General features: G+C 53.6%; 14 protein-coding genes. 6 read left to right on the top strand and 8 right to left on the bottom strand.

All coding sequences use genetic code 11. From position 1 onward, the window contains the following. The first annotated feature begins 61 nt into the window (after positions 1-61). Positions 62-2,203 carry a DNA helicase RecQ gene (gene recQ / locus ACEPPP_RS11725; protein WP_374086899.1) on the top strand — a complete coding sequence of 714 codons (2,142 nt, stop codon included), beginning with the start codon at positions 62-64 and terminating at the stop codon, positions 2,201-2,203. Between the two features lie 196 nt (positions 2,204-2,399). Here the strand turns inward: recQ and ACEPPP_RS11720 are convergent, their stop codons facing one another. The 6 genes from ACEPPP_RS11720 to ACEPPP_RS11695 all read right to left on the bottom strand — a co-directional run bounded on the left by ACEPPP_RS11720 (position 2,400) and on the right by ACEPPP_RS11695 (position 5,691). Continuing rightward, on the bottom strand, positions 2,400-3,008 hold the full coding sequence (locus ACEPPP_RS11720) for a metal-dependent hydrolase (protein ID WP_374086897.1): 609 nt from the start codon (positions 3,006-3,008) through the stop codon (positions 2,400-2,402). 236 nt (positions 3,009-3,244) lie between these two features. After that, positions 3,245-3,442: a winged helix-turn-helix domain-containing protein gene (locus ACEPPP_RS11715; RefSeq protein WP_374086895.1), complete on the bottom strand. Its 198-nt coding sequence runs from the start codon at positions 3,440-3,442 to the stop codon at positions 3,245-3,247. 31 nt (positions 3,443-3,473) lie between these two features. Beyond that, a complete protein-coding gene (gene minE / locus ACEPPP_RS11710) occupies positions 3,474-3,740 on the bottom strand; it encodes a cell division topological specificity factor MinE (protein ID WP_024299426.1) in 267 nt (88 codons plus the stop codon). Positions 3,741-3,742: 2 nt separating this feature from the next. Then, on the bottom strand, positions 3,743-4,549 hold the full coding sequence (minD, locus tag ACEPPP_RS11705; RefSeq protein ID WP_374086893.1) for a septum site-determining protein MinD: 807 nt from the start codon (positions 4,547-4,549) through the stop codon (positions 3,743-3,745). 30 nt (positions 4,550-4,579) lie between these two features. Further along, entirely contained in the window at positions 4,580-5,314 is a 735-nt protein-coding gene (minC, locus tag ACEPPP_RS11700; protein ID WP_374086891.1) for a septum site-determining protein MinC, read from the bottom strand. Positions 5,315-5,436: 122 nt separating this feature from the next. Then, positions 5,437-5,691: a DUF504 domain-containing protein gene (locus ACEPPP_RS11695; RefSeq protein WP_374086889.1), complete on the bottom strand. Its 255-nt coding sequence runs from the start codon at positions 5,689-5,691 to the stop codon at positions 5,437-5,439. Positions 5,692-5,774: 83 nt separating this feature from the next. On the opposite strand from ACEPPP_RS11695, the gene ACEPPP_RS11690 reads away from it, so the two are divergent. The 5 genes from ACEPPP_RS11690 to ACEPPP_RS11670 all read left to right on the top strand — a co-directional run bounded on the left by ACEPPP_RS11690 (position 5,775) and on the right by ACEPPP_RS11670 (position 12,289). Next, a complete protein-coding gene (locus tag ACEPPP_RS11690; RefSeq protein ID WP_374086887.1) occupies positions 5,775-6,416 on the top strand; it encodes a SagB/ThcOx family dehydrogenase in 642 nt (213 codons plus the stop codon). 684 nt (positions 6,417-7,100) lie between these two features. Next, the gene (locus ACEPPP_RS11685; protein ID WP_374086885.1) at positions 7,101-9,035 is read left to right on the top strand and encodes a M6 family metalloprotease domain-containing protein; all 1,935 of its coding nucleotides are present in this window, start codon (positions 7,101-7,103) and stop codon (positions 9,033-9,035) included. 85 nt (positions 9,036-9,120) lie between these two features. Continuing rightward, complete coding sequence (locus tag ACEPPP_RS11680) at positions 9,121-9,789, top strand: hypothetical protein (protein ID WP_374086883.1); 669 nt, start codon at positions 9,121-9,123, stop codon at positions 9,787-9,789. A 368-nt stretch (positions 9,790-10,157) separates the two neighbouring features. Next, positions 10,158-11,750 (top strand): ABC-F family ATPase, encoded by a 1,593-nt coding sequence (locus ACEPPP_RS11675; RefSeq protein WP_374086881.1) that lies wholly within the window; start codon positions 10,158-10,160, stop codon positions 11,748-11,750. A 35-nt stretch (positions 11,751-11,785) separates the two neighbouring features. Further along, positions 11,786-12,289 (top strand): hypothetical protein, encoded by a 504-nt coding sequence (locus ACEPPP_RS11670; RefSeq protein ID WP_374086879.1) that lies wholly within the window; start codon positions 11,786-11,788, stop codon positions 12,287-12,289. Positions 12,290-12,376: 87 nt separating this feature from the next. Here ACEPPP_RS11670 and ppk2 read toward each other — a convergent pair whose 3' ends face one another. Together ppk2 and ACEPPP_RS11660 are read right to left on the bottom strand one after the other, a co-directional pair. Then, entirely contained in the window at positions 12,377-13,540 is a 1,164-nt protein-coding gene (ppk2, locus tag ACEPPP_RS11665) for a polyphosphate kinase 2 (protein WP_374086877.1), read from the bottom strand. Positions 13,541-13,667: 127 nt separating this feature from the next. Beyond that, complete coding sequence (locus tag ACEPPP_RS11660; RefSeq protein ID WP_374086876.1) at positions 13,668-14,471, bottom strand: DUF2063 domain-containing protein; 804 nt, start codon at positions 14,469-14,471, stop codon at positions 13,668-13,670. Position 14,472: the final 1 nt, after the last annotated feature.

The following is a 14,472-nucleotide window of genomic DNA, read 5'->3' as shown; positions in this document are numbered from 1 at the left end:
GCTCTTCTGTCCTGTATAATCGGACTATTATAAATAGGTTGCGGGCATTCAAGAAACTTAAATGAAGACGCGGAGGACGATAGTGGAAACTCAGCCGCTCGATATTTTGAAATCGGTATTCGGTTACGACCGTTTCCGGGAGCCGCAGTCCGAGGTGATCGGCCATCTGTTGGCCGGCGGCGATGCCTTGGTGCTGATGCCGACCGGCGGCGGCAAATCGCTGTGTTATCAAATCCCCGCCTTGCTGCGCGCCGGCGTCGGCATCGTGATCTCGCCGCTGATCGCGCTGATGCAGGACCAGGTGAGCGCGCTGACGCAGCTCGGCATCCGCGCGGCGTTCCTGAATTCGACGCTGAGCCTGGACGATGTCCGGCGGATCGAACAGCACTTGCTGAACGGCGAACTCGATCTGCTCTATATCGCGCCGGAACGGCTGACTACAGAACGCACCCTGGCCTTGCTCGCCCGAATCGAGATCGCCCTGTTCGCGATCGACGAAGCCCATTGCGTTTCGCAATGGGGCCATGATTTTCGCGCCGATTATTTGCAGTTGTCGCTGCTGCACGAACGTTTTCCGGCCATCCCGCGCATCGCGCTGACCGCGACCGCCGATGCGAAGACGCGCGAGGAAATCATCCGGCGTCTCGGCCTCGGCGAAGCCCGGATGTTCCAGCGCGGCTTCGACCGGCCGAACATCCGCTACCGGATCGTGCAGAAACAGAACGCGCGCAAACAGCTGCTCGACTTCATCCGCGGCGAGCATGACGGCGATGCGGGCATCGTCTATTGCCTGTCGCGCAAAAAGGTCGAGGAAACCGCCGACTGGCTGCAAGCGCAGGGGCTGAACGCGCTGCCTTATCATGCCGGGATGAACGCTGCGGAACGCCAGCGCCATCAGCACCGCTTCCTGATGGAAGAAGGCCTGATCATCGTCGCGACGATCGCATTCGGGATGGGCATCGACAAACCGAACGTGCGCTTCGTCGCGCATCTGGATCTGCCGAAAAGCGTCGAGGCCTATTACCAGGAAACCGGCCGCGCCGGGCGCGACGGCCAGCCCGCCGATGCCTGGATGGCGTATGGCTTGCAGGACGTCATCATGCTCCGGCGCATGCTGGCCGAGTCGAATGCCGACGACGCGCACAAACGGCTGGAGCTGCACAAACTGGACGCGATGCTGGCGCTGTGCGAGCAGGTGCATTGCCGAAGGCAGGCGCTGCTCGCGTATTTCGGCGATCGCCTGGAGCAGCCCTGCGGCAATTGCGACACCTGCCTGGAACCGGTCAAGACCTGGGACGGCACGCTCGCCGCGCAGCAGGCGCTGTCCTGCATCTTCCGGACCGGCCAGCGTTTCGGCGTCGGCCACCTGATCGACGTGCTGCTCGGCAAAACGACCGACAAGGTGCAGAAAAACGGGCACGACAAAGTTTCGACCTTCGGCATCGGCAAGCATCTTCAGGAGCAACAGTGGCATTCCTTGTACCGGCAATTGATCGCGCGCGGCCTGATTGCGGTCGATTTCGAAAGCATGGGCACCCTGAAGCTGACCGAGGCGAGCCGGCCGGTGCTGCGCGGCGAGGAAACCTTGATGCTGCGCGAGGACATCAAACCCGAAAAAACCAAACGCGCGGCCGCGAAAGCCGGCGGCGCGGCCGGCACGCCGTTGTGGGAAGCCTTGCGCGCCAAACGCAAGGCCATCGCCGAGGCCCAGGACGTGCCGCCTTATGTGATCTTCCACGATGCGACGTTGATGGAGATGATGGCCGCGCGGCCGCAGAATCTGAAACAAATGGCCGCGATCTCGGGCATCGGCGCGCGCAAGCTGGAATTGTACGGCGAGCAGTTTTTGGAGGTGATCGCCGAGCATAGCCAGCAAAGCCAGTCGATGTCCTCCGATACGGTCGGTGCATCGATCGAGCTGTTCCGGCTAGGCTACAGTGTCGAACAGATTGCTGCGCAGCGTGAATTGAAGACGACCACGATATACGGACATCTGGCCGAAGGCATCGAGCAAGGGCAGGTGATGTTGCAGGAAGTCGTCGATCTACCGGAGCAGGAAATCAAATCGATTCAGGAGGCGTTATTGAAGCTTCCCGACGAGCGCGGTCAGACCCTGAAGCCGGCCTTCGATCAGTTTAGCGGCATTTACAATTATGGCATATTGCGCTGCGTGCGAGCGGCGTTGAACAGGATGACCGGTTGATTCAAACCGGCAATGCAACAAACAGAAAAACGCCGAAGGACACCGTGTCCGTCGGCGCTATTGAGTGGGATGGGATATGTATACCGCCCCAAAAATTATCAGGACTTCGAAGCGGATTGAAACGTTACGTCCGGGTTTTCAAAACCCGTCCCAACATTGCTTCTCATCCTTGGAACCGGCTTATCTGGACTGCTCATCAGGTTTTAGACTGCCGAATCAATTGCCTCGGTGCCGCTTTCGTCGCCGCGTCTTCCGAGAAACTCTTCAATTGGCTCTGACACAAGGCGATAAGTTTCGTCGTGTTGGCGCCTTTGAACAGCAGACCGTCGGCCACCCCGGCGCACAGCCCCCAGGATAATAGGATCACCACGAATTCCAGGTTGCCGCTGCGCCACATGGACAGCGAATGGCGCCGATAAATCCACGGCACGCCCATCGGGTTGGGCCAATCGGTCAGCAGATGCATCAGGCCGCCTGCCGCGAATCCGAAGGCAACGGGAGCCCACCATACCGAATTGAAGCTGGTATACGCATACCACAGCAGCATTACCCAGGGAATGCCCCAATGGGTTAACGAGCGATGCGCAATCCATAAACGGCGTTTGCCGCGATATTTTTTCCGCCACCATGCAACTTCCAGCCAGTCCGGAGCCGTTCCTCCCCACGCCCCGGCCAAGAGCGCCAGCATGGCGAGCAATTGGTAGGGGCCTCCCGCCTTTTCATGTACCACAATCACCGCCGCCAGTATGCCGGCCGCAAGGCCGGAGGCTTGATGAGCTTTTTTCGACGCCATGGGTTCCTTCATGCAAAACCTGCCATTTTACAAAATAACCGGCATAATGCGGAACCCGCTTAAAGATTTTGATTGAGAGTAACATTCCAGATAGGTGGCGGGCAGAAAAACGCGGCCACCCTATCCGACGCAATGATTCGATAGGCATAAAAAAACGCCGAAGGGTACGATGATCCTCCGGCGTTGTCAGTTTGCCCGGCAGGCTCGAAATCGCTCGGAACCTGACGCGAGAAATTAGCGGCTTGGGCTTATTTCAATGACAAGGTCTCCGCGCGGCCCACCATTTCGATATTCAGCTTGTCTTCTTTCAGAAGCCAGCCGATCGCGCGCTGGATGTCATTTTTGTTTTCACCGGTTTCGACGGTAATTTTATTCACGCTGGACGGTCCGTTTTGATCCAGAAAAGTCCAGATCTTGCCAGCTACTTCACCGATACTATCAGCCATAAGAGTCACCTATTGTGTTGATTGAGAAACGTTAAGACTTTTTGGGAGGTTGATCGGGCAATACGATATTCAATTCGAGCGTTTCCTGATTGCCGTCCTGTTCGAAACTGAACGAGATGGCATCCTGGTTGACGTTGACGTGCTTGCGAATCACCTCCAGCAATTCTTTTTGCAATTGCGGAAGATAGGATGGCTGGTTGCGCGACACCCTTTCGTGCGCAACCAGAATTTGCAGCCTTTCCTTGGCGACGGATGCTGAACTTGGCCGCGAAGTTCTAAAATAATCCAGCAAACTCATGATCATCTCCCGAAGAGTTTCCCGAAGAGTCCTTTCTTCTCGTCAATGAATCGGTGGGGTTTGTCTTCGCCCAAATAACGCGCAACGATGTCCGCATAAGCCTGGCCCGCATCGCTCTTTTCATCCAGAATCACCGGCACGCCGGCGTTCGAGGCATTCAACACCGATTTCGATTCGGGAATCACGCCGAGCAGGTGCAGGGACAGGATTTCCTGCACGTCCTCGACGCTGAGCATTTCGCCAAGCTTCACGCGTTCCGGCGAATAGCGGGTCAACAGCAGGTATTCCTTGATCGGCTCCTGATTTTGTTCGGCGCGGCGCGATTTGCTGGACAAAATGCCTAACATGCGATCGGAGTCGCGCACCGAAGACACTTCAGGATTGGTCACCACAAACGCATCGTCGGCAAAATACATTGCCAGATGCGCGCCTTTTTCGATGCCGGCCGGCGAATCGCAGACGATATATTTGAAATCCTTGGACAATTCGTCAAGAATCTTGCCGATGCCTTCCTGGGTCAGCGAGTCTTTGTCGCGCGTTTGCGAAGCCGGCAGAATATACAGGTTGTTGCAGTGCTTGTCCTTGATCAAGGCCTGATTCAACGCCGCTTCACCGCTGATCACGTTGATCAGGTCATAGACGACGCGACGCTCGCAACCCATGATCAAATCCAGGTTGCGCAGGCCCACATCAAAATCGATCACGACGGTTTTATGGCCTCGTTTCGCAAGTCCCATCGAAATGGCGGCGCTGGTGGTGGTTTTGCCGACCCCGCCTTTACCTGATGTCACGACAATGATTCTGGCCAATGGTTTTTCCTCCAAATAGAGCGGATTAAATTAAATTTCCTTGATGATGAGCGAATTATCCTGAAGATAAATCTGCACCGGTTTTTGCTGAAATTCTTTGGACAAATCTTCGCTGACTTTATAAACCCCGGCGATCGAGATCAGTTCCGCCTGCAAGTCGGAACAAAAAATCCGCGCTTTTTCATTGCCCTGCACGCCGGCCAGCGCCCGTCCGCGCAAAGAACCATAGACATGAATGTTGCCCTCGGCCATGATCTCGGTGCCGGAACTGACCGTCGCCAGCACGATCAGGTCGCCGTGCGCATAAATACGCTGCCCCGACCGCACCGGCTGGGTAATCAACAGCGTGGACGGGCCTTCGCTTTGTAATGACTCTTCGGGCGCGGCGGCGATCGTTTTAATTTTTGTGCTTTCCGAAGTCGGTGCGCCATGGGAAGCGTGCACCGGGATGCCCAATGCCAATGCCTGCCGATTTTGTTCTGCATTGCCGCCGCGAATGCCGATCGGCAGTAAATTCAATGCCTTAATCGCTTTGACCAGATCCGCCACGGCGATGTCCAAATCGCGTTTGTTCAACTCCTGCAAATCCAGCAGGATCGGAGAATTTTTGAAAAACTCCGGCGCCAGGGCAACCTTTTCTTGTAGTTGTTGTTCGATGTTCTGGAGGCTGTTGCTGAATAGGACTAAAACGGGTACCGAGAAAGTACTGCTTTTAAATTCCAGCGCGAGGTGGCTAAGAGACGATTTTTGGGAGTCTGTCGGCATCCGTCAATCTGCTAAATTCAATTGTAGCCTTGATTTTAACATTACTATCTAAAAAATCATACATTATCAGCGGATTAACATTGCAAGATGGAGGGCGTTATATAAACACCCTATCCGTTGTTTCAGTGCTCGCGCTGCCAGATTAAGCAGCCGTTCCGGTAAATGGCTTTGACGCGATGATAGGGCACGGAATGCAATTCGCCTTCCTGGTCGATCAGTTCGAATGAAAAATGATCGTCTTTGGGGAAAAAGATTTCCTTGAACGCGACAACAATGATCCGTTTTTCGATCCGGTCGTAATACCCTATCTTGAATTCGTCATCCGCCCAAGTCTTGTCCCAACGCATGCGGTTGAGCATCTCCTGCACAGGTTTCATCGATTTTTACCCATTAAAATCTGCACTGAAAACGGATTGGACTGTCACAATGATTTTGGTTTCCTCATGCGGAGGTACGCACAATGAACGTCACAGCCATGATCCCGATGGTGCTTGTCTCTCAAGCCATGCATGTCGGCGAAATCATCCACTTGCCGCCTGCAAAGGTCAAAGGCGAAATGTCATTGGAAGAAAGCATTGCCAAACGTCGCTCGATCAGGGAGTTTGCCGCGAAACCCTTGAGCATCGAACAGATAGGCCAACTGTTGTGGGCAGCACAAGGCATCACCGAAAAAGACAAGGGATTGCGCGCCGCCCCTTCTGCCGGGGCATTGTACCCGCTTGAGACCTATGTCGTTTTGCCGGAGGGAGTTTATCACTACAACCCTCAGCGCCATGAGCTAAAACGCGTCTTAGCAGGCGATAGGCGGCTTGAGTTGCAAAAAGCCGCGCGGGACCAGGAGGCGATAGGCTCAGCCCCCGCTGTTTTGGTTTTCACCGGGGTATACGAACGCACCGCCGCAAAATACGGCGATCGCGCAAGTCGTTACGTCTCCATCGAAGCCGGGCATGCCTGCCAGAACGTGCTATTGCAAGCGACGGCACAGAATCTGGCGAGCGTGCCCGTTGGCCCATTTGAAGACACGCAGGTTGCCAAGATAATCAATTTGGCAAAGAACGAAAATCCACTGTACCTGATGCCGGTGGGTTATCCGATGGAATGATTCGAATCTCTTTGCCGATTAACGCGAAGGCAATAGGCCTGGGCTTTCATTGGCTTTATTGCATGATCCATCATTCCAGGCCGGCCGAAACACTCAATGTCTCGGCCGGGCTGTTTCGATACTATTTTCTTACCCTTTCGATTCAGATTCCGGTTTAGAGTCATCAGGAGAAGAACATTCCTGATCATCACCTACACCGTCGTCGTCACTGTCGTGATCGTCACCATCCTTAATGCCGTCATTGTCTTTGTCGTCGTCAACATCGTCAGAAACGCCGTCGTTATCCGAGTCATCGTCGCATTGATCGTTGTCGTCGACGTCGTGGACAGCTTAGATCAACCCTGAAAAAGCTACAAAGAAAGCTTTGTTGAAGCCCTGTCACGCCCATCAGAGCACGACACTAATCGGCCCGCCCCTATCCTATTTTGAAAAATAGCCAAACGATTCATCCTGCCACTTATGCGGTGTAAGTTGATTGACTTTATTGCAATATCTTATTTCTTAGGCTACGCTTAAATCAGTCGCCTTTGAGGATGCACGTGACCCCTTATTAAGGGTTATACCTACTTTTCTCATGAAAACATTGAGCGTAGTTATCGCTTCTGGTGACGACTAGGCACCTGTCTCACTGCGGAGTATGCAATGTTATAGCAACTCATCTTTTTCGTAGCTGTGATATTAGCCATGCCATTGATCATCGATTCTTGGGGTCACGTCATGCGACATATAATAAAAACCTTGCTGTCTCTTTCCGTCATCGCCTTACTTATAAGTCCCGCATTTGTGGCCGCCTCCCCGGTTTTGGCGCTGCCGATCGAAGTTTCACAACCGGAGGATGAACTCCCGGACATCGCCCCATTTAATATTTATCCCAAAGGGGATGAATGGAGTAATTGGGACGAAACCCAGGATGGATACAGTATCATAAGAGACACAGCAACCGGTATTTGGCGCTATGCAAAAAAGAACGCGCAAGGCAAATTGAAGCCGAGCGGAGCGGTTGTAGGGCGCGACAACCCTAAGGCTTGGGGCCTGAAAAAGCATCTAACGCCATCGCGCCGCACTCAACTCCCTTTCGGTCTGAGCCGGGTCTCCGCCAAACCGGCATTGAGTACCGCTTTGGAACTTGCGATCAGCGGCCCGAACTCGGATGCAACCCCCACATTGTTTATCTTGGTCAGCTTCTCCGACAAATCCGGAACCTATGCGGATTCTGATTTCGCGAACTTCCAAACGAATCAATTACAAAAATACTTTCAGGAAACTTCCTATGGCCGCTTTCAAACCGTGCCGGCGAGCGAAAGCTTTGGGACCCTTAATGACGGCGTTGTCGGCTGGATTCCGCTCAATCAAAACCATCCCAATCCCGGAGGGAGCTTAGATGATCGTAACCGCCAATTGACAGCCGATGCGATTAAGGCGGCCGACCCTTATGTCGATTATTCTAGCTATGACATCAATAAAGATGGCTATATAGACTCGAATGAACTTGCCGTGGTGGTGATTCCTGCCGGCTATGAAACTTCTTATGGTGGCTCTAATTGCGCCGGCACCCCGTCCGTATGGGGGCATCACTGGTCATTAGGATGGGGAACGGTAGCGGCGCCAACAGTCGACGGCGTGATCGTCGGCGATTACCATTCAGGCAATGGCGGCTATGCCCAGTTCGGTGAAATACACGGCATCAACACGAGTTGCGCCGTCAGAAAAGACCACCAGGCCACCCTTGGCATCATGGCTCACGAACTAGGTCATTTGATCCTGCATTGGATCGATCTTTACGATACCGATTACACCTCGGCGGGGCTAGGTAATTTCAGCCTGATGGCTAGTGGAACTTGGTCATGGAAACCGGGTGATTTATATCATGGCCAAACGCCGGTACACCCCGACGGCTGGTCAAAATTGTACGCAGGCTGGATTGATCCCGTCTATGACACCGTCGGCATTTTCACCTTGCCGGCATCCGGCTCCAGTAGCGCAACCGCAACGAATGCCGTCCAAATCCAGACGACATCGAACCCAAAACAGTACTACCTGTTCGAAAACCGCAGTCAGTATGGTTATGACCGCGGCCTATATCGCTTGGGTTCGACTACCGGCGGCATCGCGATATTGCATATCGATGAAAGCATAGAGAATAACGACAATGAGGCGCACAAAAAAGTCGATCTCGTGGAAGCGGATAATGACCTCAGCATGGATAAAGACTCATATGACTCGGGCAAACCCACGAATTTGTTTTATTGGGACAATAGGACGGAATTCGACGACACGACAATACCCAATTCACGCTTATATAGTGGCCTCCCAACGGATATTGCGCTCGATTCCGTATCCGCAATCCAGGAGGAGATGACTGCCGTGTTTGTGCCTCGCTACACCCTGACTCTGTTTAGTAGCCGCAAAGGCACCGTCATTAGTAATCCTTTAGGCATCCGATGCGGAAAAGTCTGTGCCGCGGACTTTAGCGAAGGGACGGTTGTGACCCTCACTTCGAAGTCTCTTAAACGCCACCCTTTCATCGGCTGGGGTGGGGCATGCTCGGATTCAGGGATCTCGCCGACATGCTCCCTCACGATGGACCGCGCGAAAAACGTGACGGCGGCATTCCAGTAAAAAACCGCGCACAGATGAATGAAGACGACAGGCTTTTCTGGTGTTTTCGATGCAAAGTTAATCCATTTGAAAAAGGGCTTTGATTATGAATAAAAAATTTTTAGCTGCATTCCTGCTTTTTACTGGCGTCATTACCCAAACACCTTCGCCTGCCTATGCCTTTACCGAAGGACAATTAGACGGCGTCTGGTTTAAGACGCGAATTAAGTCCACCCTGAAAAAAGGGCATGGCGTTGTCTATTTGGCGGACACGCCGGCTTCATTATCAACCCGTCAAATTAAGTTTGATAGCGGCAAAGACAAATGTTATTCCGGCTTCCATTTTGAGGGCTCGTCTCAATACACGCTGCATACCGTGTGTAAAATTTTGGGGGCATGGGAAAGAGACGATAGCACCGGCCCCCTTTATGAGTTGAATGACGGCAACGTCGCCAGCGACTGGAGTTATATCTATATTCCGGCAGAAAACCAAACCGAATATCCTTTTACAGAAGATGCGGCGTATATAGGCACATTAGTCTTCAGAAAAACCTTAAAATCCGACGGCAGCGTTAAAAACGTTAGGCTCATTCAGCCGCAAGACGGCACCATTTATTATGAAAACAACGCTACCAATACCTGGGGCACGGCGCGTTCAGGACTGAGCATGGAGCAGGTCGATCCGAGCAAGGTTCCTGCAGGAGCCCAGGCTTGTTTCGACAGTATTCTAGATCCTGCGCATCCTATCCCCAATTGCGCGGCGCCTTCACCTTGATGGTGTTTCAACCTGCGGGGTGGTTGATTTTTAAGAACCCTTCGCGCGTGTGCCTGAAAATAGGACTTCGTCCGCGTCCGTTGCGGACGAAGGTTCATAGTCACATTTAGCGACAGCAAAACCGCCTGGAATGAAAAATTTCCAGGCTGAATTTAACCTGACAGGCACGTTTAAAATCCAGTCACTGTCTTATCCCCATGAATCCGCCGGCAGCCCCTGCCTTTGCCGTCTGCGCCGTTTTTCATTAACCCGGCCGAGCTTTTTGTAGCCATATAGACAAGCCGTTAATGTAAAATGAACAGGCGCAAATCCAAAACCTTTCGCGCCTTTGCCCCCTAAACCTTTATTTACCCTTTCGGAACACCACTTTGATATCCACCGCAAACATCACCATGCAGTTCGGGGCCAAGCCCCTGTTTGAAAACGTCTCCGTAAAATTCGGCGACGGCAACCGCTACGGCCTGATCGGAGCCAACGGCTGCGGCAAATCGACCTTTATGAAAATCTTGAGCGGAGAGCTCGAACCCTCGGCCGGCAACGTCAGCATCAGTCCCGATGAACGCCTCGGCATATTGCGCCAGGACCAGTTCGCCTACGAAGAATTCAGCGTGATCGACACCGTGATCATGGGCCACAAGGAACTCTGGCAAATCAAGAAGGAGCGCGACCGCATCTACTCGCTGCCGGAAATGTCCGAAGCGGACGGCTTGCTGGTCGCCGAGCTCGAAAGCGAGTTTGCCGAAATGGACGGCTACACCGCCGAAGCCCGCGCCGGCGAATTGCTGCTGGGCCTGGAAATTCCGCGCGAACAGCATTACGGCCTGATGAGTGCGGTCGCGCCGGGCTGGAAACTGCGGGTATTGCTGGCGCAAGCGCTGTTTGCCGATCCCGATATCATGCTGCTGGACGAACCGACCAACAACCTCGACATCAATACGATCCGCTGGCTGGAAGGCGTGCTGAACGAGCGCAACAGCACCATGATCATCATCTCGCATGACCGCCATTTCTTGAACAGCGTCTGCACCCACATGGCGGACATGGATTATGGCGAACTGCGCGTGTATCCGGGCAACTACGACGATTACATGACCGCCTCGACCCAGGCCCGCGAACAATTACTGGCGAGCAACGCGAAGAAAAAAGCGCAGATCGCGGAGCTTCAGACCTTCGTCAGCCGCTTTTCGGCCAATGCCTCCAAAGCCAAGCAGGCGACTTCGCGTGCCCGACAGATAGAAAAAATCAAGCTCGACGAAGTGAAGCCATCCAGCCGGGTCAATCCGTTCATCCGCTTCGATCAAACGAAAAAACTGCATCGTTTGGCGCTGGAAGTCGAAGAGTTGAGTAAAGGCTTCGGCGAAAAGCCGCTGTTCAAGGACCTGAATCTGATGGTCGCGGTCGGCGAGCGGGTGGCGGTGATCGGCCCGAACGGCATCGGTAAATCGACATTGCTGCGCACGCTGGTCGGCGATTTACGGCCGGACACCGGCGTCGTCAAGTGGTCGGAAAACTCGGAAGTCGGCTACTATGCCCAGGATCATGCCGAAGACTTCGCCGAAAACATCTCGCTGCTCGAATGGATGGGTCAATGGCGCAAGGATACCGACGACGATCAGACGATACGCGGCACCCTGGGCCGCTTGTTATTCTCGCAGGACGAGATCAACAAACCGGTCAAGGTCCTGTCCGGCGGCGAACAGGGACGCATGCTGTTCGGTAAACTGATTCTGCAAAAAAACAACATCATGGTGCTGGACGAGCCGACCAACCACCTTGACATGGAATCGATCGAATCGCTGAATACGGCGCTGGAAAACTATCCCGGCACCCTGATATTCGTCAGCCATGACCGCGAGTTCGTCTCCTCGCTGGCCACGCGGATTATTGAATTAACGCCGACCGGCATTGTCGATTTCAACGGCAACTATGAAGACTATCTGACCAGCCAAAACCTGGCGTAGTATCCTGCTCTTAATCCAAATCGGGGTGAACTGATATGACGACAAAAACTGATTTTTCTACGGCCGAATGGGAAGTCCTACGCGATGCGCCCAACCTTGTAGTCCTTGCGATGGCCGTTGCCGGCGCCAGCGGGTTTTTCGGAAGCATCGCCGAGGCGTTGGCGCCGTCCGAAACGATTCGTCACGCCTTGCAAGGCCGCAATCAGTTATTACGGGGAATTTGTGAAAAGGATGAAATGATGGCATCGGTCGAATCGATCAAAAGCCAAGCCAAAGCCGGCGGCGATTTTGCCCACATCCAGGCGGCCTTGCGCAAGGAAGCCATCGACAAATCGCGGGCTGCCGTCGCGCTTTTGCGGCAAAAAGGCTCGCCCGAAGATATTGAGGCATATAGGGAATTCCTGATCACCCTCGGCGACAAGGTCGCCAATGCGGCGAAGGAAGGCGCATTCCTTGGCTTCGGCGGTGAGCGGGTCAGTGAACACGAGCGGACCTTGCTGGCCGAATTGGCGGAGGCTGTGGGGGCGCTACAGGCTTGAGGCTCACGCGATCGATGGGAGGGCAAAGAAAGCCCATGCTTTCGGCGGCCTTGTTCAGGCATAAACAAGCGATGGGGGAGACGGAGCCTATAATATTGCCATGTCCTCTTCGCCCTGCTCATAAACGATATGCGCACGGCCAACCAGCAACGGGTCCAGAGAACCGATATGCTCAAGGCTTTTATTGGTGTAAGGCAATTTATGCAGGATATAGCGCATGGCATTTAAGCGCGCGCGTTTTTTGCAATCGGATTTAATCACCGTCCACGGCGAATCGGCTGTGTCGGTATAAAAGAACATCGCCTCCTTGGCTTTGGTATATTCATCCCATTTATCCAGTGAGGCCATGTCGATCGGCGACAACTTCCATTGCTTCAAGGGATGGGATTCTCTTTCCCGAAAGCGGCGGCGCTGCTCCTGGCGACTGACCGAAAACCAGAACTTGATCAGGTGAATGCCGCTGCGCACCAGATTACGTTCAAATTCAGGAACCTGCCGCATGAACTCGTTGTATTCGTCATTGCTGCAAAAACCCATGACTCGTTCAACGCCGGCGCGGTTATACCAGGACCGGTCGAACATAACGATTTCGCCTTCGGTGGGCAGATGCTGAATATAGCGTTGAAAATACCACTGCCCGCGTTCGACCTCGGACGGTTTTTCCAGCGCCACGACTCTTGCTCCCCGCGGGTTAAGATGTTCCATGAACCGTTTGATCGTCCCCCCTTTTCCTGCCGCATCGCGGCCCTCGAACAGGATCACGACGCGCTGCCGGGTTTCTTTAACCCATGCTTGCAATTTCAGCAGTTCGACCTGCAATAGATATTTATTTTGTTCATAACTTTTCCGTGTCATCAGATTTTTATAGGGATAGCCGCCTTCGCGCCAATCGTCCGATAATTCATCATCCGGATGGGGCTTTCTCCTGGCGATCACTGGCCGTATTTGTTTCAGCAAAGCATGCCGTATTCTGACAGCATCATCCGGGGAAGCGCCGGACAAAATGGTTTCCAACGTCCCCGCAAGGGTCTGGGTGTCGCCCGATTGGATAGTGGAGAGAATATCCTGAACCGCTGTTTCTTCAGACGATTGTGCCGCTTCGATAGATTCGCCAACGACGAAGGATTCAATGCCGGCATCGGTCAGATCGGGTGAGATATCACCTTCGATAGCCCTGCGCCGGTTACGATTTCGGGGCGAAACTTTCTCGGCTGGGCTGTTGGAGTGGGTAGTAGATTTTTGCTTTTCCATACTTAGGTGCCTTTGGATGGATTAAATCTATAAAAAATCATCGCGAAGAAAGGAAAACTTCTTCACTGTCAATCTTAACAAAAGTTGATTCTGGCACCACTTAGTAAGACTACTTATTGATTTTTCTTTATTTTTTGCTGCCTTGTGATGGAGGATTGCCTTCGGCGAATAGCCCCTCGCCTTGATTGTCCAGAAGAATGATATGCTTGCCTGCCAAGTCCTGCACGATTTTGAGCCCGCCCGCGTAAACAATTTCGGGCTGCGGATGCCGCAATAGTTCCGCAACCGATTTCAGGTAGACGGCCGCCGTCTGCCCCGGTTGCTCCTGGATCAATGCGAGCAATTGGTAGGTGATCGGGGTGATTTCGATGAAACGGACTTCGTCATCGAGGTCGCGGTGTACGATCAGGAAAGTCGGCTGTTCGGGCGGTTCCGACGGCTGATAGGCCGGCGAAATTTTGTGCACCGGAAAGCGGTAGGCCAAAGGCCAGGCCAGCGTCGACAGATGCAGAGGTCGAGTAGAAAGGTCGCCGGAAAACGGCGGGTTGACCGGATTTTCCTGCTTCGCGATCGACAGCGCCATTTCGGTCCATTCGTAATGCGCCAGTTCGAGCATGAACGGAAGATCGCCCGGATTGTCCCGCTCGCTTTGCAGATAGTCGAGAAACTCCTCGGCGATTTCCGAGAAATAAGGCGTCTTGCAGGTATGGCGGGCATAAAAATCCTGTGCCAGTTCACGCCATTGGGCGTCGGTCAGGAGCCTCCTCAGCACCGGAAAATTGACGGCCAGGAATTGGTCGATATTGTTGAAGAACAACTCCCGGTACATCGCCATCCGTTCGGGCTTCACATCCGCCGGCGCCGGATGCTTTGCAGGGTCGCGCAGATAGGCCGAAAATTCCTGCTGTTTGGCTTTGAAATCGACGCTCATT

It is taken from the genome of Methylomicrobium lacus (genome assembly GCF_041897535.1).
In the GTDB taxonomy this organism is placed as follows: Bacteria; Pseudomonadota; Gammaproteobacteria; order Methylococcales; family Methylomonadaceae; genus Methylomicrobium; species Methylomicrobium lacus_A.
Note: the sequence above shows the minus strand (reverse complement) of the source record. Positions and strands in the feature narration are given on the sequence as shown.

What these genes read in the sequence shown, in the direction of transcription:
- ACEPPP_RS11715 (WP_374086895.1), bottom strand. Translation starts at nt 3,442, where the DNA reads ATGGCTGATAGTATCGGTGAAGTAGCTGGCAAGATCTGGACTTTTCTG.
- ACEPPP_RS11660 (WP_374086876.1), bottom strand. Translation starts at nt 14,471, where the DNA reads ATGAGCGTCGATTTCAAAGCCAAACAGCAGGAATTTTCGGCCTATCTG.
- ACEPPP_RS11720 (WP_374086897.1), bottom strand. Translation starts at nt 3,008, where the DNA reads ATGAAGGAACCCATGGCGTCGAAAAAAGCTCATCAAGCCTCCGGCCTT.
- ACEPPP_RS11695 (WP_374086889.1), bottom strand. Translation starts at nt 5,691, where the DNA reads ATGAAACCTGTGCAGGAGATGCTCAACCGCATGCGTTGGGACAAGACT.
- ppk2 (WP_374086877.1), bottom strand. Translation starts at nt 13,540, where the DNA reads ATGGAAAAGCAAAAATCTACTACCCACTCCAACAGCCCAGCCGAGAAA.
- minC (WP_374086891.1), bottom strand. Translation starts at nt 5,314, where the DNA reads ATGCCGACAGACTCCCAAAAATCGTCTCTTAGCCACCTCGCGCTGGAA.
- ACEPPP_RS11670 (WP_374086879.1), top strand. Translation starts at nt 11,786, where the DNA reads ATGACGACAAAAACTGATTTTTCTACGGCCGAATGGGAAGTCCTACGC.
- ACEPPP_RS11690 (WP_374086887.1), top strand. Translation starts at nt 5,775, where the DNA reads ATGAACGTCACAGCCATGATCCCGATGGTGCTTGTCTCTCAAGCCATG.
- ACEPPP_RS11680 (WP_374086883.1), top strand. Translation starts at nt 9,121, where the DNA reads ATGAATAAAAAATTTTTAGCTGCATTCCTGCTTTTTACTGGCGTCATT.
- minE (WP_024299426.1), bottom strand. Translation starts at nt 3,740, where the DNA reads ATGAGTTTGCTGGATTATTTTAGAACTTCGCGGCCAAGTTCAGCATCC.
- recQ (WP_374086899.1), top strand. Translation starts at nt 62, where the DNA reads ATGAAGACGCGGAGGACGATAGTGGAAACTCAGCCGCTCGATATTTTG.
- ACEPPP_RS11685 (WP_374086885.1), top strand. Translation starts at nt 7,101, where the DNA reads ATGCCATTGATCATCGATTCTTGGGGTCACGTCATGCGACATATAATA.